The following is a 21,567-nucleotide window of genomic DNA, read 5'->3' as shown; positions in this document are numbered from 1 at the left end:
TCAGTAAAACATTAAAGGATTAAAAATATGGCAGTTATTTCAAAAGATGCAATCACTATTGTGATTGTTCAATTCACCAATTTCTTTACCAGTAAACATTTTGGGACTCTATTTGGTTCACTAGTACTATTTGGCTTCATGTCGACAATGAGTGCGGCAGCAATTGTTAGCTCATTAGCTTGGTGGGGATCAATGGCTTTAGGAGCTTGTGCTATTTACTGCAGTGGGGCTTATTTTGGAGATTTATGGCAAAGCTTTTGGACTACAGCATTGAGCTAATAAATTTAAAAACACGACCCACCAATATGGTGGGTTTTTTAATGGCTAAAATTTATGAATCGACATTCGATACACATCAAAATTGGTGATTTTGCGCCGTCCCAATCTTCACGATCCCTCACTCAAGAGGGATTTTTGCTATGTGTAGGGGCAAAACTTGCCAAGGCACCACAAGTACGCAGTTATTACCCAGAGGAATTTGGGGGCATTCAAGGTTTTAAGGAAGGGCAGCCATTTGGGGTTTATACCTCGGCAGATGAGCTTTTTAGCAAAAAGACCATGGCCAGCTTTGAAGGCAAGGATGCAACGAATAATCATCCACCTGGTAATCAGGTAAATGCTGCGACATGGCGACACTACACAGTAGGTGAATTATTCAATCTACGCGTTGAAGGTGGCTATTTGGTGGGCGATCTGCTCATCAAGGATAAAAATGCCATTGAACAAATTCAGACCAACGAAAAGATCGAGTTATCACTTGGTTATACGGCGGATCTGTTCATTGAGTCAGGTATTGCTCCTGATGGTACGCCGTATCACGCGGTCTTCAAAAACATCGAGGGCAACCATGTTGCTCTTGTATATCAAGGTCGATGCGGTGGTGATTGCCGTGTTGGCGATCATAATCCTGACCCAAAGGGGAAAAAGATGGAAATCAAAATCAACGGGATTCGCTTTGAGGTTGGTGATAACCAAGCCCTAGCGGATGCCTTGGCACAACAAGAGTCACAACTCGAAAACTTAAAATCCGCCAAATTAAAAATTGGTGATCAGGAGTTTTCACTTGCGACTGAATTAGGTGCTGTACAAGCCGTTGCTGACAAACTGGTAGCAGATCATAAAGAGTTGGCAGACAAGGTACCAACACTAGAAGCCAATCAAGTGACTCCTGAAAAGCTTGAAGCACTTGCAGCTGACCGAGCAGCTTTAATTCAAGATGCCAAAAAGATTGATCCAAATATCAAAACTGAAGGTTGTACATGTGAGCAGATTAAGCGCGATGTAATTTCAGCAAAAGCTGGTGATGCGCTTGTAGTAGCTGTGCTTGGTGGAACAGCAGTCGGTGATGCAAAGCCAGAGTTGATTGACACAGCATTCCGCGCTGTCTTGGCGACACCAACCAAAGTCAATCCGATCGATCACATGTTCCCGAAACAAGTCGTTGATGGTGATCCAGGTCAACAACAAAAGCCAGCATCTAAAGCAGATGCCTGGAAAGCTTCAATCTAATAGGGGATGACTGACATGGTTCAGCAAATTACCGCACGCCCGGGTCAAAAGGCGTACTTAGTAGGTCCAGAAGAAGTTCTATCCATTCCAATGATCGGATCAGGAACGCTGTCGGATGGTGATACGGTAGTACGTACCACTGATGGTAAATCGGTAGCTGCAGTAGCGGGTGCAACTCCTACACGTTTTGGTGTAGTACTGCGCAACGGTGTAGGCAAATCTGGAAAAGATGCCAAGGGCAATGAAGCCTATCAGCTTGGTGATATTTTGCCGGTAATGACCATTGGCAACATCTGGGTTAAGCCATCAGCGCCGGTAACTGACATTACCGCCCAGGTTTATGTCAAAACAGCAAATGGCACGACTGCAGCGCCGTTGGGTTCACTGTCTTCTTCATCAACTGATGGTACCGAATTACCAAATGCATCATGGGAAACCGTGACCAATGCAGAAGGTTTAGCAATTTTACGTCTTCGTGGGGCTTAATACATGAATCAACTATTAGCGCGCTTAACACCAGTCGCGGGTGCGATCCAAGCACAAATCGGTGATGCATTTAACATGCAAAACCTTGTAAATCTGTTCAAGCAAGTTGAATTTGTCGATGAAACAGATGCACAAATGGCTGAAGCAACAGAATACGCAAAATACATCCCAACCAAACCTACCAACAATGTTGTAGGCGGTGGTGAGGTATTAAAGCGTAAACGTGGTATCGGTAAAGGTAAGCGTCATGCGGGAACCGGGACTGATATCCCATTGGCGGAAGTGGAATACGATTCAGTCACCATGCCTGTTACTGGCGGCACCATTGGTTACCAATACTCAGTCTTTGAAATTCAAACAGCAATGGCTGCCAATATTCCTTTGGACTCAGACAAAGCACAAGCAGCACGTTTGGCGGCTGAAAAGCACTTAAGCGATGTAGCTTGGGAAGGTGAAGGAACTGTGAAAGGCTTCTATAACCAAGTTGGCGTTACGGTGGTAGCTGCTCAACATGACTGGGCGACGGTAACTGTCGAAGAAGTTCTGGAAGATGTGAATGTGGTACTTACACCAGCATTAACTGCGTCCAAATTCGATGATTCAATTCGCCCAGATACATTCTTATTGCCATCTGATCAGTTCACCATCTTAGCGGGTCGTTTTGTCCCAGATACAGCGGGTAAGACATTCCTTGATGTAATTAAAGAAAAGAACATTTTCACAGCATCAGGTAAAAAACTGGAGTTTGGCAGTATCGACCGTATTAATGGTAAAGGTCTTGCGGGTGCAGACCGTGCGGTAATTTACCGTCGTGATCCATCATGCATCCAGTTCCTTGCTGATGAAGTGCAGTTTTTGGCAGCTCAGCCAGTGGGTGTGGATATCAAAATCCCTGGTCACTATAAATATCAAGGCGTGTGGTTGAAGCGCGTCGACTCAATGCGTTATCTGGACATCTAAGGGGATTTAAACCATGCCAAAGTACACCTATAGCGGCGATCAAGCCGCTTTAATTTTGCCTACAAAACCACGTTTAGTGCTGGATAAAGGTGAAGAAGTTGAAGTATCTCAAGCCGAGCATGACAAACTTGTGAAGCATAAAATCATTAGTTCTTTGATTCAGTCTGGTGAAATTAAAGTTGAAGGTGCGAAAGCGCCTAAGGCTGAAAAGACTGCTGAAGAAAAGGCTGCCGAAGCTGCTGAAAAGAAACTCAAAGCAGTACGTGATGCCTTGACCAAAAAATCTATTGAATTTGGTGAAGATGAAACGATTGAGCAGCTTGAAGAAAAACTGAAAGCAGCAGGTTAAGTGGTGACAACATGGTTCACGTTAATTCAAGTGTAGAGATCAATGATGATGGTTCACTGGATCGTTTCATTGAGAATGCCAAAAAGATGGGTGGCCATGTTGAGGTGGGTTGGCTAGGGAGTCAAAGTCATCTTGGTCATGGTGGGGGCAAACGCTCTATCACTATGGCTGACTTGGCCGCGATTCACTACCACGGCGCACCATCTAGAAATATTCCTAAGCGTGACGTGGTTACACCAACTCTTGAACAGAATCAGGAAAAGTATCTGGGCTTTATGGAGCGCAGTATTCCTGCACTGATTGAAGGGAGCATGGATCTACGGACCATGTGGGAATATCTCGGAATGCAAGGTCAAGCCGACCTTCAGAAACAGATGATAACAGCAAGACTTGCGCCGTTGCACCCACGAACCATTAAACGGAAAGGCAGCAGCAGACCATTAATTGATACAGGTCAGTTGCGTCAAGGCGTAATTTACATTGTGTCAGAGGATTGATATGGCTTATATCGCGCGAAAAGATCTGATTGATAGTTTTGGTCAGCACGAAATTGAACGACTTGAAAGCAATATTGCTCGCAATCAGGATCCACCTTTAACTCCTGAACAGAAGGAACTGATCACGCTTAATGCGATCGATCAGGCGAGCAATGAAGTGGATAGCTATATTGCCGCACGTTATGACTTACCGTTGCCTAGTGTTCCTGAGCAGCTTAAGCGAAATGTGAATGATATTGCTCGCTATCTACTGTACAAGGACCAACCGACGGATGAAGTCTTGCGGCGTTATGAAATGGCTATTTCATGGCTGAATAAGATATCAACCGGTAAGGCAATTCTTGTATTTCCAATCAAGCCTGAGGGTGATGAAGGTCAACCTTTCACAGGCACTGGCATATTTGTGGTGTAGCTATGGGATATTTTGTTCTTGAGCCAATGCTGGTTGAGCGTATTAAACAGGAAGTTCCTGGGCTAGTTGAAGTGAATACGCCGTTCAATATCGAAGAGATGCTGGAAGCTTCTAATAACTCTCCATCAGTCAGCATCATTTACTACGATGATCGCGTTGCTGGTGAAGCAGGACGCGGGGAAATGTCAGTGACTTACCAGCAATGGTTAGTGGTTCTATCAGTTCGGCATAGTGGTGCACAGCTTCAGGAAACCAGTGTGATTCGCAAAGAGGCTGAACCTTTTATTGATCAGATTCTGAATGCAATGAAGGGTTTTAATCCACAAGTTGTTGGCTTCAAAACCTTCAAGCGTACAAATAGTCCAGTGCGAGTTGGTGGTAAAGCGGGGCACTGTTATTTCCCATTCATGTTTGAAATCCAGAAACTCATTTAGGAGCCAGTCATGGCAAAACAATACAAGGCAACTCAGCCTGTCGGTCGCTTTAAAAAAGGCGATGTGGTTGGCGGGCTGGATGATGCACAAATTAAAAAATTAGTGGCAGATGGCGTGATTCAGGAAGTACCTGAAACCAAAGCTGCTCCAGCCAAGAAAACCACAGGGGATGAAAAGTAATGGCTAATTCAAATGTGATTTCACTTCAAGGTGAACTTCATCTAGCAAAAATGGTTAGCGGTGTACCTGCTGCATTATTGCCGGTTGGTAGTACACCAGAATTACAGATTGCAGTTTCTACCGAATCCACCGACCACTATGAGAGTAAAACTGGTCTACGTTCGAAAGATGCGGTGTTGTATAAGCAAACTGGCGTTGCCATTTCAGGGACTATTGAAGAGGTGACTAAGGAGAATCTAGAGTTAATCCTTAGCGGCAAATCAATTGAAATTCCAGAAGCTCAGCTGACTGATATCACTCTTGGCGCTGTACAGGCCGGCGCTATGATTGATTTAGGCCATCGAAATTTAAGTGAAGTGGCTTTTAAGGATAGCTCGGATACTGCTATTGAGGCGGACAAGTATGTGCTTGATGCAGTTTTTGGCACAGTAGTTTTTAATGAGACTGTGACTGGTCCAGTTAAATTTTCTGCTAAAGCTGGTGCTAAGACACGTACGACAATTGCCAATAACATCGGGAATGAATATCGAATCCTTTTCAAAGGTATTGATACACTCACTGGTGACAAGGTGGTCTTGACGTTATGGCGTGTGAAATTCTCACCGGATACGGAATTTGATCTGATCCATGAAGACTTTGGATCTTACTCAATCGAAGGTGAGGCACTGGCTGATATCTCTAAAGCTAATGATGCCGAACTTAGTATCTTTGGCCATATCGAGCGCTTTAGCGTAGCTGCATAATCCATACAGGCACAAAGAACTCCACGGCGCTATGCGTCTTTTTTTTGTGCCTGTATTTTTTATCAATGTTATAATTTAGGCAGAATTATAAGCATTGGTGAGAAGATGGATAAACCAAATTTTGATGACATCGACCAAATACCTGTTGTGCACGTAAGTGTTCAAAGTACAGGTGATGAAACTCTTATAAAATATGAATCAAATGATGAAGAGCTTTTAAATGAAGTTGTAAGTCAGATTGATAAGAAAGTTTTCATTGTTGATGACCCTTTGTGTCCTCGATAAAAGCAAAATACATAGCCACCTTAGGGTGGTTTTTTAATACCCGAGATCCCATCATGAACGATTTTTTCTTAGCAACAAATCGCAGCATCAAAGTGAATGACATCGAAGTGCGCCAGATCCAGATGAAAGACTTTGATACCTGGGCAATGCATGCTGAGTTGATTAAGAACTTCATCAAAGACCAAAATCATTCAGATGAGATTTTGACAGGTCTATTTAAAGCTCATGGTGTGCAGGTCATTTCGACCATGGCATGTGTCACTGATCTGAATAATGAATCACTGGTAAAACTTGCTACTGATGAACAGGGATTTAAAGATCTACTTAAAGCACTGCTTTTGGTCAATCAGGCTTACTTCAAATACGAAAAACCAAAGCGTGGGATCAAAAAGAAAGATGACTCCACCTGGTTTGATTCATTCCAGTTCCTAGTTTCCATGGGTCACCAGCATAGTGCAATCATGGAAATGACCTACGGCGCATTTCAGAACTACGTCACAGCAGCAAACAAGCTATATAAGCAGGGAATCTTTAATAACGCCGTTGCAGCGCGTGTCGCTCAATCAGACAAGAAAGGCTTTGAGTCATTTAAGAAAGAAATGGTTTCTGATTGATCAGGATTCACCCTAAAGTTATGATGTGAAAATAACTATTTAGGGGGTTATTGTGAAAAAATTATTATTAGTGATGACGTCGGTATTATTGATTCAAAGTTCTTTCGCTGCTGAGGTTTATACCTGCAGTGTAAACGGAAAAACGGTTTATCAGGGAAAGCCTTGCCCAGGTAAAGAATTGAATGCGCGAGTTCAGCAATCTCAAGCTGCAATCAAAGGACAGCAGGCAACCAGAGAAAAAGAAAGAGCCGAACGTGATGCGAGGAAAGAACCGCGCATTGGAATGACAAAGTCCGAGGCTGAGAAATCAACATGGGGCTACCCAGATAAAGTCAACACAACAACCACAGCTAAAAATGAGTTTGAGCAATGGGTGTATAGAACACCTTATTCCGGGTCAAAATATCTGCATTTCACAAATGGAAAATTAACATCAATTTCAAATTAACCCCTTGGAATGGTTTATTAACACTTGAGTTTACCCGCTTCGGCGGGTTTTTTATTGCCTGAATTTTAGAGGTCAGCATGTCTGGTAAAAATTTAACATTCAAATTAGTCATGGATGCCGACACTAAAGGCTTTGTTGGCAATATTAATCAGTCCGAAGATGCGGCAAAATCAGTATTCAACACAATTAAGCAAGAATCAGAGCGGTTAAAACAAGCAACCACTGATGCTTCTAAAGAGATGGGAAATATTATCCCGAAGGGAACCAGTGAGTTAGCAGATAAGCTTTCCCAGTCTCTAAATGCCGCTACAGACATTATCAAAGATGCCGGCGATAATGCAAAATCTACAGCAGGAAACTTTACAGATTTTGGGAGTAAGGCTGAAAAAGCATTAGGCCAACTTAAGAGCGATTTAGTTCAAGCCAAACAAAACCTTGAAGCATTTTCTAAAACCAGTGCTTCACCTGCTGATATTGAAAAGGCACAGGCTCAGGTTGATCAACTAGAAAAAGAAGTACAGCAAGCAGATCAGGCTTTTAGTGGATTTCAAGCAGAAATAGGCAAAGCCAATACAAGTTTAAAAAATACTGATAGTACAGCACAAACAGCTCAAAAAGGGCTTAATGGTGCAAAATTCGCTGTAACAGCACTTGTTGGTGCAATGGGAGGTATTGGTATTGGCTTGGGTTTAAGAGAATTAGCACAAGCGGCTGACTCTTATACCAACCTATCTGTACGCATTCAGATTGCTACCCGTGAAGGTGGTGATTTCAGTTCTGCAATGGCTGGAGTTCATCAGGTAGCACTTGCCACAAATTCTAGTTTACAGGCAACAGGTGATTTATTTACCCGACTGAATACAGTCGGCAAAGAAATGGGGATGACGCAACAACAAGCGCTAGACCTGACTAAAACAGTGACGCAAGCGATTCAGATCGGTGGTGGTTCAGCTCAGGCGAGTGAAGCGGCTGTACAGCAATTCATCCAAGCCATGCAGGGTGGTGTTCTTCGTGGTGAAGAATTCAACTCCATGATGGAAAATGGTTACGGTCTTGCTGAAGCTCTAGCTAAAGGGTTGGGAGTCACTACTGGTGAACTCCGCAAGATGGCGGAAAATGGTGAGCTTTCAGCAGAGCGTGTTATTAAAGCTTTGCAAAGTCAGGCCACTCAGATTCAAGAAACTTACAATCAATTTCCCACTACTATCAGCAATGCCTTGCAGAAGATATCTACGCAGTGGCAAATCCTGATTGGTGAGATGGATCAGGCCAATGGATCGAGCGCGACAGTAGCAAATGCTCTATCAATTATTGCTGATAATCTTGGGATACTAAAATTATTCTTCGATGATGTAGCAGATGGAATAGGGTGGTTTCAAGACAAGCTTTCGGAAATAGATCCATCTACAATTGAGGCTATTAGAAGCACACTATCTGCCGTATACGACACAATTAAAAATGTCATATCCAGTATCGCGGGAATAGCTGAAACCGCATGGAGTGCTTTTACATCTGTCTTAGATTCAATAGCTCCTTTATTTAATGCAATCCTTAATGGTAAAGAGGAAGTCGATGGTTTAACGACCTTATTCAATGTTTTTAAAATTGCTCTAGGGGTGGTATCGGATGCTGCAACTGGGCTAAATATTGCCTTGAAGCTACTCCTTTCAGGTATTCAGTTTATTTCCGGTGGTATTCATGCGCTTAGTGCTTCAGTATTAGATTTTCTAGGTTTTGATGATCTGGCTGCTCAAGCACAAAACGCCTCAGATACTTTATTCAGGCAGGCTGAAAAGAATGCATCCGAGGCAAACCGGCTGGCACTTGAAAGTAAGTCAGCTACCAGAGAAGCAATTCGAGAGATTCGTCAGACTGAGGATGAGGCAAATCAGGAACGCATTACTGAGAGCCAAAAGACTCTTGACGAACTAAAGCTTCAAGAGGAAAAACACAAGGCTGACTACAAGGCCATCAGTGATGAGCGCATTCAGTTAGAGCAGCAGCTCCACGAAGCACGTAAAGCAGGAAATCAGGCTGCAATTGATCAGGCCGTAAAAGGCCTTGCTGAATTGGATACCAAGGAAAAAACCTATCAGGCTGAAAGTCAGAAAATTACAGATGCCAAAATTCAGGCTGCTCAGGTCGTAGCTAGTGCAATGATTCAATCTGCAGATGCTGCAGGGATGGCACAACTAAAGGCTCTTAACGCCCAGTTAGCCGCCCAAGGTTTACAGGCTGAATTTGATAGCACTGGCAAGGTGGTTGTGAAAGCGATGCAGGATGCTGCGATCGCTACTGAGCATCAAAGCAATACCACCGATAAGGCTCGGAAAGCTGCCACTGCACTTGGTATTGATTTGGATATTTCGCTTAATCGAGTTTCTGCAAAATTCAAGGAAACAGAAGGCCAGCTAGATAACTTTGCAAGCGGCCTTGAAGATTTAGGTGTTGAGGGGCAGCAGGCTGGTGATGTCACCTATCAAGCCTGGCTTAAATGGCTGGAAACAGCCAAAAGCCAAGCTGAAATTGATATGGCCAAAGCCAAGCTTCAAGAGTTTGGGGACCAGGGACAGGTATCGACTGGTCAGGTAGAGCAAGGCCTCATTGCTATCAAGATGCAGGCTCAAAAACTGCCTGATGATATCGATCCAGTTACGGAGTCTTTCAAGAGACTAGGCATTGAGACTAAGGAAAATCTCAAGCTAGCTGCTCAACAAGCATTAATGGATTTTATTAATGTCCGTGATAGCGGTAAGGCAACTGCTGAGGGCGTTCAAAAGGCCTATGAAAAAGCTGCTCAGTCTGCAGCTGCATCCGGTGACGCAGGAAGAATTGCTGCAATAAATGCAATGAATGCCGGGCGTAATCTTGAGATTCAAATTGATGACACCGGTATTGCTGCCGTCAAATCCATGGATGAGTGGGAGAAGGCTAATCATCGGGTCAGAGACTCTGCACATAGAATCGGTGATGGATACCGTCATGCAGGTCAGATCGCACGGGAAGAAGCTAAATCTTCTACCGAAGCCTGGGCTGATGCAGTCAATAAAGCTAAAGGTGATTTCAATAAGGAGATGAAGCGACAGGGCGATGCATTAAGCAAGGGCATTTATGGCTATGACTCCTACACCAGAGATGAAGTACTTTCCGAGCTGAAAAGTAAGGGATATAGCGATAAGGAAGCTCAAAAACTGGCGGGTGATATCTGGTCCAAAGCGATGGCAGCTGATCGGGATGCCAAGGCTCAAGGACTGGGTAAAGATGGTAATCCAGCCATGAAAGCATTGATCAATGCTGAATTTGATCGGGCAGCCGCTAATGGTCTGACCACTCAGCACGGAACTAACAAGATCAATGAATTGCTTCGTTCTATCAATATTTCTTCAACTGGCTCGAGTCTGAGTGACTACGCACCATCTATTCCTTCTGCACCTTCAGTCAGAGATACAGGACAACCAAGCAAGGAGGTTACCTATAACTTTGACTTCAATGGCAAGCAGATGAAATTTAGCGGCCCTGCTGGACAGGAATCTTTAATGAATGAACTTGTGAATCAATTAAAAATACAGGCGAGATCCACATGAAGCTTATTCGCTTAGCAACATCAGAAACCGTCCCATTAGAGGACGGTTTTTTATGGCCTGATGAATTCTCATGGAAGGCCATTGAGCAGAGTCAAGACTACGCCATGGATGGCACTTTGATCATTCAGGAAGGCAAAAAGAAGTCGGGCCGACCAATTACCCTGCAGCCGGCAGATCCACAGATGGGCTGGATCAGATTGCGTGAACTGCGGACTGTTTTGGAATGGTCCAGGCTGCAAGGTGAGAATTTCAGACTACATTTTGAACAACCACATGACAGCCGGCAATTCAAAGTCAAATTTAATCACCAGGATGGGGCTTTAGAGGCCGCACCGGTAAAAGGCATTCCAGCGGTATCACTGGATGATTATTTTAATATGACCTTGCGCTTTACGGAGTTAGACGATGGCGATTGAAACCAAAGATTTAGTGATCTACAAGTCTGAACGCTTGACCGATAACTCGGATGGCGGTGGTAAATACTCTGGTGTCGTGGTGCAGGATGGCATCAGCAATAACCTGTTCAATGATGTGTCTGAGATGGATCGGACCATGGGGGATGTCTCCATGCGCAAGGTCTTTCCAGCAGTCACAACTGAAGATACTGATGTACTGATGGGTGCAACGGTATTTGTCTCTGAACTGCCAAAGGATCCAAACGTATCCGCACTGCTATTTAGCACCAAGAACTGGAACGATGAACGTCAGGCTGCCCAGAACCGTGTAGAAAACTATTTAGCCAAAGGCGGGCAAATTGCCGGCACACCACTCGATACACATTGGCAGGGCATGTCATCACTTCAGGTCGCCATGTTTCCTCAGGAAGTAGAGTCTTCAGTAGGCGATACCATTGTGCTGGTCAGTGATGAAGGCAAGGTATTGGAGCGCGAACAGTACGTGCGAATCACCAAGATTGAAACCCGTACTGCCATTATGGTCATCGATGGTAAGAATGTTGAGTATAAGGTGGCGACCTACTCACTCAATGATCCGCTCGAAGTTGATTTTGTCGGATTATCGGCACGCCAGTGGTACAACGGTGAGAAATCAAAAACCATTATCCGCGATACCATTGTTGCGGACACCGGCCTTTACTATTCATCTACAGTGCTGGCATCTGATGCCAATGTGGGAGAATTTACGGTCAATGCCAAAAGTATCTTTGCCCAGCTGATTCCATCGGCCCAGACTGAAACACCGATCATTGATGTGAACGCTGCAGGTGAAAGCGTAGTGCTGGTAGCCGGTAATGAAGGCGTCATCACAGTCAATTACCCGAATATGGTGATTGGGGTGAGTCAGAACCTGTACATTGGCTCTGCAGTGATTCCTTCCAGTGTGGCGTTTAGCCTGCAAGGCCAGCAGATCACTGATCAGGGCGGCCTGCTTAAAAATAACCAAGGCACCCAGGTCGGAACGATTGATTATCAGCGTGGCTTGATTCAATGGACTGCAGCAGCACCAGCCGGCACTGTAAGTTTGAATATTACGTTTAAGCCGGCAGCTGCACCAAATCAGTATTACCAGAGTCACGCGATTCCAGTAACCCAGAATAACCAAGGTAGTAACTGGTCGGGAGTTTTAATTCCAATTCCGGCACCAGGCGCTTTGTCGATCTCGTATATGTCACAAGGCAAGTTCTATGAACTTAAAGATGATGGATCGGGGCAGTTAAAGGCTGCCAGTCCATCATTTGGTTCGGGCATGATCAACTATGAAACCGGCTCATGGCTATTAACGACTGGTGCCTTACCGGATGTGGATACGCCGATTCTGCTGAACTGGGGCACACCGATAGTCACCTTCGTACGATCTAATTTAAGTGTTGAAAAAGCTGCCTTTGATTTTGATTTAGGTCGACCCGGTGTTTTGCCGGGTATCACCATCAACTGGTTGCTTGAGGGTGAGTCCAAAACAGCGACTTCCAATGCTCAAGGCAAGTTTACTGGTGATGCTACGGGTGAAATCAACTATGCCACGGGTACCGGCAAGATCATTCCAAACAAGCTGCCACAGAAAGGCACAGTTTTCTCCGTGATCTACAACTATGGCCAATCACTTGAGCAGACCAAGATGGATGTTGCACCAGATGCCAACCAGAAGATGTTCTTCAACATCGGTACCGGACCAGCAATTCAGCCGAATAGCATCGAGCTGGAGATTCCCGTTCAGAACACCGACCGGAAAATAACAGGAACAGTACGGCTGTTTGATGTGCCAGTGAATGTGATGATTGGCAATCTGGTCAATGAGCGCGGTCAGGTGCAGGGCAGCATTACCTATGCTACTGGCGCAGTTGAAGTCACACCGGTGGTATATCAGCAAGTATTCAGAAAAGAGTACTTGCCAATGATGTCAGTAACGTATGCATCAGCATAGCGAGGAAATATGTCTTTTTATTCTCCACAACCATCCAGCGTTCAAGGCGAACAGGTAGAGCTGAAAGCTTTTGATACTGTTGATGTACAAGTGAAATACCGTGATACATCAGGTTCCAATTCGGCCACACATACAGTGACGGCAAACAAGCTCAAGCTGGACTTATCCTCCGGTTTTGATGAACAGATTTTGACAGGTTCAGCTCGATTTAAGGTGGGCGCTGATACCTTTCTGGATCGTACCGGCTTGCTGTATCGCAATGTGAATCCGGCCAATAACAGCGGGATTCAGTCAGGTGTTATTCAATACGGCACCGGGATTGTTGAAATCGATTCCTGGACTCCGAATGCAGATAACACGATTACTCTGGAATCCTTAACCACCACCACCGACCTGTTGCCGGTCAACAAGATCAGCTTTAGAACGCCAATCATGCCGATCCGACCACAATCCTTAACTGTGGTGGTGGGAACCCTTGAATATGGCCAGCTGACACTGACCGCTGATGAAAATGGGGTGATCGAAACCAGTCGGGCGCATGGTCAGGTCAATTGGGAAAATGGTTTTGTCACCATTTACTTTTATACCAAAACCAGAATCACTGAAGCCAACCGTGCAGAGATTGAAGCCAACGACTGGTACGATCCGTTGCTTGAATATGATGACTTAGATGGACGATATATCAATGTCCCGGTCTGGGTGGATGCTTCATCCGTACGCTATAACGCAGTGGCTTACACCTACATTCCGCTAGATTCTGAAATTCTAGGTCTGTCTGCTACACGCTTGCCGATCGATGGCCGGGTGCCTATTTTCCGTGTTGGTGGTATTAGTATTGTCAGCTCAAGCAAAGCCCAGAAACTGCCCGATGCGATTGCAGGAATCACATACAATCTAAATGATCAGCGCATTTCATGGGCCGAACTTGAAGATGCTAACGGAACGAAAGTAGCTTTCGATTTGTATACGGTTGATTATGACTATGGCCGCGTGACGCTGGGTGGTGACTTCGTACTGGGCAATCTGGTTGCACCTCTAACAGTGAAATACCGTTATCAAGACATGGGCCTGATCCGTGATGTACAGATCAACGGCCAGCTAACATTCACCAAGCCATTAACGCATAACTATGATGCGGCGGATACCATTGTGGGATCTGCTTTAGTCATTGGTGATATGCAGGCCCGATATACCCGTAAGTTTGTGCAGGGTTCGTGGAGTAATGCCTGGGTAGATGAGCCAAGTTCAAGCATTTTAGCGAACTACAATGATTCACTTTATCCACTTCAGATCACCAATAAAGGTGCGATTCAGGAGCGTTGGGCATTAATCTTTACCGATGCGCAATCGTTTCGATGCATTGGTGAATACTCTGGCCAGATTGGTACTGGTACCACCAATGCAGACTACGCACCGATCAATCCGGTCACTGGTGTTCCGTATTTCATCATCAAAAAGGAAGGCTGGGGCGCAGGTTGGGCCAATGGTAACGTCTTGCGCTTCAATACCGTGGCAGCAAACTTTCCGGTCTGGGTGATTCGTACAGTAAAACAGTCAGAGCCAGCAGTATTGTCAGACCAGTTCCAGATCATGCTACGCGGCGATATTGACCGCTTTGTTTAAAATTTAAATCAAATATGGCCGCTTTATGCGGTCTTTTTTATGGATATAAAAATGGTTGCAAGTACAGATATCAAGTTTTATGTGTATACCAATAACAATGCACCACAACTGCAAAATGCTTATGGCTCGATGATTAATGTGCTAGATGCTTGTCTGGTCAATGGTATCAATATTGGCACAATGTCATCCCTTACAGCATCAGGCACTACAGTCACTGCATTATTCAGCTCAGCACATAATTTAATGCAGTACCAAGTGATTAAAATTGCAGGTGCCAGCCAACCGGAATTTAATGGTGAGCATCGAATTTTAACTGTGCCGAATGCACAAAGTGTTACGTTTGAACTTGCGGCAGCGCCAAGTACAACGACTGCAACAGGTACAATCACAGCATCATTACCACCCTTGGGCTGGGAAAAGCCTTTCTCAAGTAGTAATCCAACTGGCGGTGGCAAAGCAGCATATCGTTCTAAAAATTTACTTTTATCTAGCCGTCCATTCCTGCGTGTTGTTGATGAGCTTGATCCTGCTTATACAGCCAATTATGCGAAGTATGCGAAAGTCGGTATTGTTGAAGATATGACAGACATTGATACCATGCTTGGTGTTCAAGCTCCATTTGATGCGGTGAATCCTGATAAAAATTGGGTGGGTGTCGGCTCAGGTACCACAGCCACGAACGGCTGGGCAAAATGGTATTATGCGAGAGCATTTGCAGCAACTGCAACAAGCGGAAACAACGATTCGACAGTGCCTGTAAATGGAAATCGCAAATGGTTACTAGTGGGGGATGGAGATTGTTTTTATATTGTCCCATCAGTAGCGGCAGACACTGTGTCAAACAATGAATATGGACTTTTATATGGTTTTGGAAAATTTGACAGCTTAATCCAAAACGATGTATCCAATACCTTATTATCAGCAACCATATACAATTTTCCGGCAGGTAATAGCTCAACCCCTGGAACACAAACCGGACTAGCCAATCAGTCTGCAAATACGCTTATTCAAAGAAAATACAATCAATCAAATACTCATGCAAATGCAGGAACAATTGGGTTTTTCAATACAGGGAATTTTTACCCTGGTGCTAGCAATTATGTTTCTGTACACAATCTAATCTTAAGCCCAGTAGCATTACTCGAAACAAGTGAAACACCAAGTGTTATGCGAGGACAATGTAAAAATTTACGATGGCCTTTACAGCAAGAGCCGTATCCAGAAATGCAAGTATTTATAGATGGTGACGAGCTATTTATTGCAAAAAAGGTTGCAGTTTATAGCGCATCACGCGGCCAGATTGTATTTAAGATTGGAGATATGCCATGAGGCTAAGTTCGCTAAAGGCGAGTATCAATAGGTCTTTATCTATTATGCAGTATGACCACGGCAAAGAAATAAAAGGGACTATTTCACAAGTTGGCATTCCATTATCAAGACCGGTGAGGTTGTATGAACGATCTACAGGCGCTCTAGTTTCTATAGCTCATAGTGCATCTAATGGAAATTATGGATTTCGTGGTTTGCCTGCAGGTATAAAGTTTATCGTTATGGCTATCGACTCGACCAATCAATTCAACGCAGTCATTCAAGACAATGTGGTGCCAAAATGATCCAAACCTCTTTAGCTGCTGGACTGGCCCAACTTCAGGCACTGGCAAACTTTTTAGATCAAGGTAGCGCAAATGCTACCTTCGTTTTTTATGATGATGAAAAGCCTGTAAACGTCAGTATAGATCCAAATAATAAAGCCAGACTGGTTACATTGACGCTGCCTAATCCCTCAATCAAACAGGTACATACCGATCATATAGAACTAAATCAGACGGATGCAGCGACAGTTATAAAATCAGGTACCGCAGTTTGGGCACGTCTATTTAACGGTGAAGGGAAAGCAGTTGCTGACTTTGCAGTTGGATCCGATATCACATTGGCCAATCCTGATCTGGTGCTGGGTAGCACTCTCATGATGAACTCACTGATTCTACGACCATCAACATAAATGAGGTGGACATGTGTCGAACTATATTCCACCCGATGGCCACCAGGTAAACCTTAACTTTAAAGATCCAGTCACAGGCTCTACCGATCTTAACTTCGGTAGTGAGAGTCAAAATCTTGCCTCTCTGGATGCGGTTTTCAGTACAGCATTGGTTGCGGAAATTAAGGCAGTCAGCTACAGCAATGATCTACTGGATGCACGGATCAATACCGGTTTTAATGCGGAGTTCAGTGCGGCTACAGGTCAGTTGGCTCAGCTAGATGTACAGCTGCAAACCGGCTTTATAACTGAATTATTTGCAGTCAGAATTGATCAGTATTGTGCAGTGGATGCGGTCATTCAAACTGGATTTAATGCCCAATTCCAAGCATTATTCGATATCAACCATCTGGTCGGGGTGTCTTATGGTTTGGATATGCGCTATCAGAAAGCGATAGCAGCCTTAAGTACCACAGAAGTACCATGGGCCAAGCCAATTTTAAGAGTCTCAAATGAGGCTCTTTTTTATGACCAGGGCTTGGTGATTTCTAATCAGACAAATATTCAGTATGAGCAGGCAGGGTCATTAACCCGGGCGATTAGATCCATACATGAGCAAGCAACCGGCTTAAGTTCGGATGCGTATATGGTTTGGGAAGAAGGTGATAAACGCTTTATTCATCAGCGATACTTGCATGAAGAAACTATCAAGCTGCGTCACAACCGTGAAAGCGTCTGGCAGGAGATGATCCGCAAACGTAAGACTTTGACCTGTTCACATGAAGTGGCCCAAGTATTTGAGCATCGTTTTTCATTTGAGTGGGATAAAGGGCTTGAGATTGTCACCAGGTCAGATTTGCCCTGGGATCAAGCCAAAGCGATTCACTACCGCAAGCATCCGGTTTTGCCATGGCCAAAGCCTGCAATACCTAAATATGAAGGCAGCACAGATCTAAATTTTATCTGCTTATGTCATGACGTTGATTCACATGATGTTGTTTTAAATTTTGGTGCAGATGACTGTATTCCAGCACTGCCGAAAAGGAACTGGTGGTATATCGTGAATACACTAATAGCCGAGCGACTGGATACCGGCGAGAAGATTAAAGTCATGGATGGTACCTATAGCACCAGCCGGTCGCAATGGTGCTGGACTTACTCAATTACCGTAGCTCATACTGAAAAAGACAAGCTACAGCCTATTGATGGGCAGCCGGTGGTCCTTAAAGTCATGATCAATGGTTTTGAACATCATATTCTGCTGGAAGATCCGGAGGAGAGCCGACGCTTTGCCAGTGTTCTTTACACTTATCCAGGGAGAAGTATCACTGCCTTGAACTCGGATAAATACGCAGCTTCACGTTCATTCATCCAGGATAATGAACGAACCTCTGTACAGCTGGTTCAAGCAGAATTGGATCGAGCAAATAGCGGTACCAACCTGGACTGGAAGCTGATTGATGAACTGGGCTGGATCGTAGCGGTGGAGAGCCTGAGTTATGCAGAACTTGCACCCATTGATGCAATCAAACAGGTCGTTGATGCAGCAGGTGGCTTTATCTATAGCCAGAAAGCATGTAATACACTGACTATTTTACCCCGGTACCAGAAAGGCTACTGGGATACGATGACCGTGGATGATTATGACATTCTGCTATCTGAAAGTCTGGTGATGCAGCAAAACATCAAGAAGAACGATGAATACATTGCTGACTTTAATGCCATCACTGTAGTGAATAGTCGAAGTGGTGAAAGTCTGAAAGTACAGCAGCGCGGTACTTCGGGTGATATACCGTTAGAGGCGGTCACTGGTCCATTGTTTAATGTGGTATCGGGTGCGAGTTTCGGCAAAAATGAACTGGTCAAAGCCAATATTCAGGAGTTGCACACTTTCTCGGATCTCCCGGTCAGTCAGGAAATTGGCGAGATGCTACCTGGTAAAACAATTGCCTTTAATGGCCAGTGGTGGGGCGTGATTGATGGGGTGAGTGGAAGTTTTTCGCATGAAAAGGTGAATGAAACCATTACCGTGGAGCGTATCAGTCGTGACTAATCCTTTATTTGAACTGCGTAAGCTGCTTAATCCGACCCATGCAGAATATATAGGTACCATCACCTCGGTTAAGCATCCAGAGTATAGGGTTCAGATTGATGGAGGATCCGGTCCAGTATTATGCACATCCGGTACTGCTTATAACTTGGGTGTCCGAGTTTTTATTGCAAACCAGGTAATTTTAAGACCAGCACCTACTGGTCAGCATTCAGAAATTGAAGTTTAAGTAAAAAATACCAATCGCACCCAACCGGGTGCTTTTTTATTGCCAAAATTTAGGGGGAATTGTGTCCGAAACAACAGTAGCAATCACAGAATCATCAGCAGCAGCTATAGGCTCAAAAGTGAGTTTTGGGGGTGGTGCTACAAGCTTTGCAAGCTTTATTGCCGGCATCAATTGGCTGGGCTGGATTGGTGTGGGAATTGCAATCGCAGGTTTACTTGTGAATGCATATTTCTCGTGGCAGCGAGATAAACGCGAAAAAGCAGAGCACACATTACGCATGAAGCAATTAAATCATGAATGCAATATTGGGGAAAAGGCATGAAATTAATCAATGAAAGTGTATGGAAATTTGACTCAGTAAAATATGGCGCCTATATGGCGCTTTTTTTATCCTGCGTACATTTGGTACTACAAGAAGTTTATAACGCCAATGTATTGCCTGAGCCATATCAAACAATTGCATCTTTAGGTTTGATGTTCCTGGCTGTTCTGATTGGCCGTAAAAAAGCCCAGCCCAACTTAGAACAACCTTTAGGCTTCGCAACAATCACAGCTGGCCACAGCAATACCGATCCAGGCGCAGTAAACGGCAAAATCAAAGAAGCGGATCTGGTCGTCAATTTCCGAAATGCAGTGACTCACTATTTACGCGAAGCTGGGTTGCAGGTTAAAACTGATGGCACTGGATCTCGAAATGATCCGCTTTCTTCAGCTATTAAGTTGATTAAGGGATCAAGCGTTGCAGTTGAATTTCATATGAATGCAGCAGCTTCCAAGCAGGCTAATGGCGTTGAAACGATTGCATTACCGAAAGATAAAAAGCTCGCACAAGATTTATCGAAAGCCGTAGCCGATGCACTAGGCAGCCGGTTACGCGGTGATAATGGCTGGATTGATCAATCTAAATCTGCCCGGGGAAGCCTTGGTTATATCAATGCTGGCGGTTTGATCGTAGAGCTTGGATTTATCTCGAATGATGCAGAGTTGACAGCATTTCAGGCGCGGTATTGGGTTGCTGCAAAAGCTGTGGCCAAAGTGCTGATTGATTATGAAAAGCGCAATTAAAGTTTTAATGCTGTGCCTCCTGCTCTCAGGCTGCACAGCTCATTCAATCTCAACAAAAGTTCACGTTACTGTATGCGTACAGTGCGTGAATTGAGAGACCCCAGTAATTAGTTAGCTCCTCACTCTACTCAAAACAACATACTTATTTTTCAGTCCAAGCGACCAGCCGATTTCTTTATAAAAAGGCTCACCATTTTTTATTGTGTACTCTATATAAAAGTAGGTCCATGTTTTCATTATTATAGCCTGGGTAAAAATTAATCCTGAATTATACCTAAACACAGCCATTAAAAAATGTAGACTGATTTGTAGACTGTTGAGTTATATTTGTAGACTGTTGGTGGTTGCTAGTGCGAAGTGTTGCATATACACAATATATTTAAAAACAATGATTTACTGTTATTTACATCCAATTAGATTAAATGCAAAACAATGTTCTCAGAACTGGCGTTTCTGATTTAGAGACAATATATGTTAATATAAGTTACTGTTATTTAATTTGTTATTCATTCAGTCTACACAGGAGATAACTGTGTAGACTATTGAGTAGTTTCAGGCTTAAAATGCAAGTGTCAAATTAGTAACTTAGGCCTGAAATGCAACTCAACAAGACGAATGTTGATGCTATTGCATTGACTGAAAAAGGATAAACTATCTGTCTTGTCTGGGATCTGATTGGTTTTTTAGTTTAAGCCACTCTCAGATTTACCGATTATATCTGGCCTATCAACAACCTGCGTGACCGAAGTATGCGTCGGGTTGTTATCTTGCTGTGTATCCTGCGCACAGCTCCTTCAGCTTTGACATAGCGAGTAGTATTGCTAAGCCTCATCATTTTAAAATAACTTTTAGCAAGGAGAAGGCTATAAAATGCCGTGAAGCTTTGATCTCTAGTAAGTTGGTAATCCTCCCGATCAAAGACTGGACTGCAAATGCTTTTCTGGCGTCAGCTGTGAAGCAAGTGTATGAATATAAGAGTTAAAAAAAGCCCTCGGGTTGAGGACTTTTTTAATAATCAAGGTTTAATTCGCGAGATTACTTTTGACTTTTCAGCTTCTTTTTCAATTTAGCTAACTTGTCTTTGTGTTTAGATATTTTCTTAAGGCGAGCTTTAATTTTTTGCTTCAGGGATTTTACTTGCTTAGCCACAATGTTGCTCCTCTGTTGATGTATCCGCTGACTGATTTTTTTTAATAAAACTACGGATGAATTTTCTTAACTCTCTAGCTGCGCTTGTATCCAGGCTATCACATAAGTGAATGAACTCATCACGCTCAGCTGTATTGATGCGAATTAAGAGCTGACCATCTTTTTTATTAAGCTTGGTTTTTTGGGGTAACTCAGTCATATCATGTTTCCCCACCAAAGCTAATAAATAAAATGTATATACAAAGTATATGCTGAACAGCATTTAGTCAACCACCTCTCATAAATCTCCAACAGTCAATATCCTATCCTGACTAAAATAATTCTGGGTCAAGCTACCATAACTCGTTGAAAAGAAAGGTTTAGGTGATTTGTAGGGCCTGATAGTAAGTTTTTGTTGCTTAATTTCCATTCAATGTCTCCAAGCTGCGGCAGTTTTTCATTCTGTATAAAATATAATTAAATAAAGCCATCAAATTAAAAACCTATATGCTCAGAGCTGATGCATTTCACGATAGGAACACACTCTTTTTAATGAGGGCTTTGTTTTTAAAAAGTTAATACGCAACGCCAATATTCTTGAGTCTGAACAC

Annotated in this window: 25 protein-coding genes; 24 read left to right on the top strand and 1 reads right to left on the bottom strand. The window is 43.7% G+C overall.

What is annotated here, in order from left to right:
• Window positions 1–27 precede the first annotated feature (27 nt).
• The 24 genes from E2K52_RS01285 (at window position 28) to E2K52_RS01175 (ending at window position 19,828) form a co-directional block, all read left to right on the top strand.
• Entirely contained in the window at window positions 28–279 is a 252-nt protein-coding gene (locus E2K52_RS01285) for a hypothetical protein (RefSeq protein ID WP_151203199.1), read from the top strand.
• A 54-nt stretch (window positions 280–333) separates the two neighbouring features.
• Window positions 334–1,509 carry a DUF2213 domain-containing protein gene (locus tag E2K52_RS01280; protein WP_151203198.1) on the top strand — a complete coding sequence of 392 codons (1,176 nt, stop codon included), beginning with the start codon at window positions 334–336 and terminating at the stop codon, window positions 1,507–1,509.
• Window positions 1,510–1,524: 15 nt separating this feature from the next.
• Window positions 1,525–1,995 (top strand): hypothetical protein, encoded by a 471-nt coding sequence (locus E2K52_RS01275; protein WP_151203197.1) that lies wholly within the window; start codon window positions 1,525–1,527, stop codon window positions 1,993–1,995.
• Window positions 1,996–1,998: 3 nt separating this feature from the next.
• Window positions 1,999–2,955: a DUF2184 domain-containing protein gene (locus E2K52_RS01270; protein ID WP_151203196.1), complete on the top strand. Its 957-nt coding sequence runs from the start codon at window positions 1,999–2,001 to the stop codon at window positions 2,953–2,955.
• 13 nt (window positions 2,956–2,968) lie between these two features.
• Window positions 2,969–3,304 carry a hypothetical protein gene (locus E2K52_RS01265; protein ID WP_151203195.1) on the top strand — a complete coding sequence of 112 codons (336 nt, stop codon included), beginning with the start codon at window positions 2,969–2,971 and terminating at the stop codon, window positions 3,302–3,304.
• An 11-nt stretch (window positions 3,305–3,315) separates the two neighbouring features.
• The gene (locus E2K52_RS01260) at window positions 3,316–3,801 is read left to right on the top strand and encodes a hypothetical protein (RefSeq protein WP_151203194.1); all 486 of its coding nucleotides are present in this window, start codon (window positions 3,316–3,318) and stop codon (window positions 3,799–3,801) included.
• 1 nt (window position 3,802) lies between these two features.
• Entirely contained in the window at window positions 3,803–4,213 is a 411-nt protein-coding gene (locus E2K52_RS01255) for a gp436 family protein (protein ID WP_151203193.1), read from the top strand.
• Window positions 4,214–4,215: 2 nt separating this feature from the next.
• Window positions 4,216–4,647 carry a hypothetical protein gene (locus E2K52_RS01250; protein WP_151203192.1) on the top strand — a complete coding sequence of 144 codons (432 nt, stop codon included), beginning with the start codon at window positions 4,216–4,218 and terminating at the stop codon, window positions 4,645–4,647.
• A gap of 9 nt (window positions 4,648–4,656) precedes the next feature.
• On the top strand, window positions 4,657–4,827 hold the full coding sequence (locus E2K52_RS15175; protein ID WP_171478783.1) for a hypothetical protein: 171 nt from the start codon (window positions 4,657–4,659) through the stop codon (window positions 4,825–4,827).
• Entirely contained in the window at window positions 4,827–5,570 is a 744-nt protein-coding gene (locus tag E2K52_RS01245; RefSeq protein ID WP_151203191.1) for a hypothetical protein, read from the top strand. The genes E2K52_RS15175 and E2K52_RS01245 overlap by 1 nt, the downstream gene beginning before the upstream one ends.
• Window positions 5,571–5,675: 105 nt before the next feature.
• Window positions 5,676–5,855 (top strand): hypothetical protein, encoded by a 180-nt coding sequence (locus tag E2K52_RS01240; RefSeq protein WP_151203190.1) that lies wholly within the window; start codon window positions 5,676–5,678, stop codon window positions 5,853–5,855.
• Between the two features lie 53 nt (window positions 5,856–5,908).
• Window positions 5,909–6,469 carry a hypothetical protein gene (locus E2K52_RS01235; protein WP_151203189.1) on the top strand — a complete coding sequence of 187 codons (561 nt, stop codon included), beginning with the start codon at window positions 5,909–5,911 and terminating at the stop codon, window positions 6,467–6,469.
• Window positions 6,470–6,521: 52 nt separating this feature from the next.
• A complete protein-coding gene (locus E2K52_RS01230; RefSeq protein ID WP_227548201.1) occupies window positions 6,522–6,917 on the top strand; it encodes a hypothetical protein in 396 nt (131 codons plus the stop codon).
• A 77-nt stretch (window positions 6,918–6,994) separates the two neighbouring features.
• Complete coding sequence (locus E2K52_RS01225) at window positions 6,995–10,501, top strand: tape measure protein (RefSeq protein ID WP_151203188.1); 3,507 nt, start codon at window positions 6,995–6,997, stop codon at window positions 10,499–10,501.
• Entirely contained in the window at window positions 10,498–10,917 is a 420-nt protein-coding gene (locus E2K52_RS01220) for a hypothetical protein (RefSeq protein ID WP_151203187.1), read from the top strand. Before E2K52_RS01225 ends, E2K52_RS01220 begins: the two co-directional genes overlap by 4 nt.
• The gene (locus tag E2K52_RS01215; RefSeq protein WP_151203186.1) at window positions 10,907–12,880 is read left to right on the top strand and encodes a hypothetical protein; all 1,974 of its coding nucleotides are present in this window, start codon (window positions 10,907–10,909) and stop codon (window positions 12,878–12,880) included. The genes E2K52_RS01220 and E2K52_RS01215 overlap by 11 nt, the downstream gene beginning before the upstream one ends.
• A 9-nt stretch (window positions 12,881–12,889) precedes the next feature.
• Window positions 12,890–14,503 carry a hypothetical protein gene (locus E2K52_RS01210; protein WP_151203185.1) on the top strand — a complete coding sequence of 538 codons (1,614 nt, stop codon included), beginning with the start codon at window positions 12,890–12,892 and terminating at the stop codon, window positions 14,501–14,503.
• Between the two features lie 51 nt (window positions 14,504–14,554).
• On the top strand, window positions 14,555–15,832 hold the full coding sequence (locus E2K52_RS01205; protein WP_151203184.1) for a hypothetical protein: 1,278 nt from the start codon (window positions 14,555–14,557) through the stop codon (window positions 15,830–15,832).
• Between the two features lie 44 nt (window positions 15,833–15,876).
• The gene (locus tag E2K52_RS01200; protein ID WP_151203183.1) at window positions 15,877–16,116 is read left to right on the top strand and encodes a hypothetical protein; all 240 of its coding nucleotides are present in this window, start codon (window positions 15,877–15,879) and stop codon (window positions 16,114–16,116) included.
• Entirely contained in the window at window positions 16,113–16,505 is a 393-nt protein-coding gene (locus tag E2K52_RS01195; RefSeq protein WP_151203182.1) for a hypothetical protein, read from the top strand. Before E2K52_RS01200 ends, E2K52_RS01195 begins: the two co-directional genes overlap by 4 nt.
• A 13-nt stretch (window positions 16,506–16,518) precedes the next feature.
• Window positions 16,519–18,537 (top strand): hypothetical protein, encoded by a 2,019-nt coding sequence (locus tag E2K52_RS01190; protein WP_151203181.1) that lies wholly within the window; start codon window positions 16,519–16,521, stop codon window positions 18,535–18,537.
• Window positions 18,530–18,763 carry a hypothetical protein gene (locus E2K52_RS01185; protein WP_151203180.1) on the top strand — a complete coding sequence of 78 codons (234 nt, stop codon included), beginning with the start codon at window positions 18,530–18,532 and terminating at the stop codon, window positions 18,761–18,763. The genes E2K52_RS01190 and E2K52_RS01185 overlap by 8 nt, the downstream gene beginning before the upstream one ends.
• Before the next feature lie 61 nt (window positions 18,764–18,824).
• A complete protein-coding gene (locus E2K52_RS01180) occupies window positions 18,825–19,085 on the top strand; it encodes a holin (protein WP_151203179.1) in 261 nt (86 codons plus the stop codon).
• Complete coding sequence (locus E2K52_RS01175) at window positions 19,082–19,828, top strand: N-acetylmuramoyl-L-alanine amidase (RefSeq protein WP_151203178.1); 747 nt, start codon at window positions 19,082–19,084, stop codon at window positions 19,826–19,828. The genes E2K52_RS01180 and E2K52_RS01175 overlap by 4 nt, the downstream gene beginning before the upstream one ends.
• A 1,141-nt stretch (window positions 19,829–20,969) precedes the next feature.
• On the opposite strand, the gene E2K52_RS01170 is transcribed toward E2K52_RS01175, so the two are convergent.
• Window positions 20,970–21,176: a hypothetical protein gene (locus tag E2K52_RS01170; protein WP_151203177.1), complete on the bottom strand. Its 207-nt coding sequence runs from the start codon at window positions 21,174–21,176 to the stop codon at window positions 20,970–20,972.
• Between the last annotated feature and the right edge of the window lie 391 nt (window positions 21,177–21,567).

This window comes from Acinetobacter sp. RF14B (genome assembly GCF_006864105.1).
In the GTDB taxonomy this organism is placed as follows: domain Bacteria; phylum Pseudomonadota; class Gammaproteobacteria; order Pseudomonadales; family Moraxellaceae; genus Acinetobacter; species Acinetobacter lwoffii_C.
Note: the sequence above shows the minus strand (reverse complement) of the source record. Positions and strands in the feature narration are given on the sequence as shown.

Bases quoted from the DNA above. Each gene is read 5' to 3' on its own strand.
- E2K52_RS01260 (WP_151203194.1), top strand. From the start codon at position 3,316: ATGGTTCACGTTAATTCAAGTGTAGAGATCAATGATGATGGTTCACTG.
- E2K52_RS01175 (WP_151203178.1), top strand. From the start codon at position 19,082: ATGAAATTAATCAATGAAAGTGTATGGAAATTTGACTCAGTAAAATAT.
- E2K52_RS01170 (WP_151203177.1), bottom strand. From the start codon at position 21,176: ATGACTGAGTTACCCCAAAAAACCAAGCTTAATAAAAAAGATGGTCAG.
- E2K52_RS01225 (WP_151203188.1), top strand. From the start codon at position 6,995: ATGTCTGGTAAAAATTTAACATTCAAATTAGTCATGGATGCCGACACT.
- E2K52_RS01275 (WP_151203197.1), top strand. From the start codon at position 1,525: ATGGTTCAGCAAATTACCGCACGCCCGGGTCAAAAGGCGTACTTAGTA.
- E2K52_RS01285 (WP_151203199.1), top strand. From the start codon at position 28: ATGGCAGTTATTTCAAAAGATGCAATCACTATTGTGATTGTTCAATTC.
- E2K52_RS01255 (WP_151203193.1), top strand. From the start codon at position 3,803: ATGGCTTATATCGCGCGAAAAGATCTGATTGATAGTTTTGGTCAGCAC.
- E2K52_RS01235 (WP_151203189.1), top strand. From the start codon at position 5,909: ATGAACGATTTTTTCTTAGCAACAAATCGCAGCATCAAAGTGAATGAC.
- E2K52_RS01270 (WP_151203196.1), top strand. From the start codon at position 1,999: ATGAATCAACTATTAGCGCGCTTAACACCAGTCGCGGGTGCGATCCAA.
- E2K52_RS01250 (WP_151203192.1), top strand. From the start codon at position 4,216: ATGGGATATTTTGTTCTTGAGCCAATGCTGGTTGAGCGTATTAAACAG.
- E2K52_RS01200 (WP_151203183.1), top strand. From the start codon at position 15,877: ATGCAGTATGACCACGGCAAAGAAATAAAAGGGACTATTTCACAAGTT.
- E2K52_RS15175 (WP_171478783.1), top strand. From the start codon at position 4,657: ATGGCAAAACAATACAAGGCAACTCAGCCTGTCGGTCGCTTTAAAAAA.
- E2K52_RS01265 (WP_151203195.1), top strand. From the start codon at position 2,969: ATGCCAAAGTACACCTATAGCGGCGATCAAGCCGCTTTAATTTTGCCT.
- E2K52_RS01195 (WP_151203182.1), top strand. From the start codon at position 16,113: ATGATCCAAACCTCTTTAGCTGCTGGACTGGCCCAACTTCAGGCACTG.
- E2K52_RS01220 (WP_151203187.1), top strand. From the start codon at position 10,498: ATGAAGCTTATTCGCTTAGCAACATCAGAAACCGTCCCATTAGAGGAC.
- E2K52_RS01205 (WP_151203184.1), top strand. From the start codon at position 14,555: ATGGTTGCAAGTACAGATATCAAGTTTTATGTGTATACCAATAACAAT.
- E2K52_RS01245 (WP_151203191.1), top strand. From the start codon at position 4,827: ATGGCTAATTCAAATGTGATTTCACTTCAAGGTGAACTTCATCTAGCA.
- E2K52_RS01210 (WP_151203185.1), top strand. From the start codon at position 12,890: ATGTCTTTTTATTCTCCACAACCATCCAGCGTTCAAGGCGAACAGGTA.
- E2K52_RS01280 (WP_151203198.1), top strand. From the start codon at position 334: ATGAATCGACATTCGATACACATCAAAATTGGTGATTTTGCGCCGTCC.
- E2K52_RS01240 (WP_151203190.1), top strand. From the start codon at position 5,676: ATGGATAAACCAAATTTTGATGACATCGACCAAATACCTGTTGTGCAC.
- E2K52_RS01215 (WP_151203186.1), top strand. From the start codon at position 10,907: ATGGCGATTGAAACCAAAGATTTAGTGATCTACAAGTCTGAACGCTTG.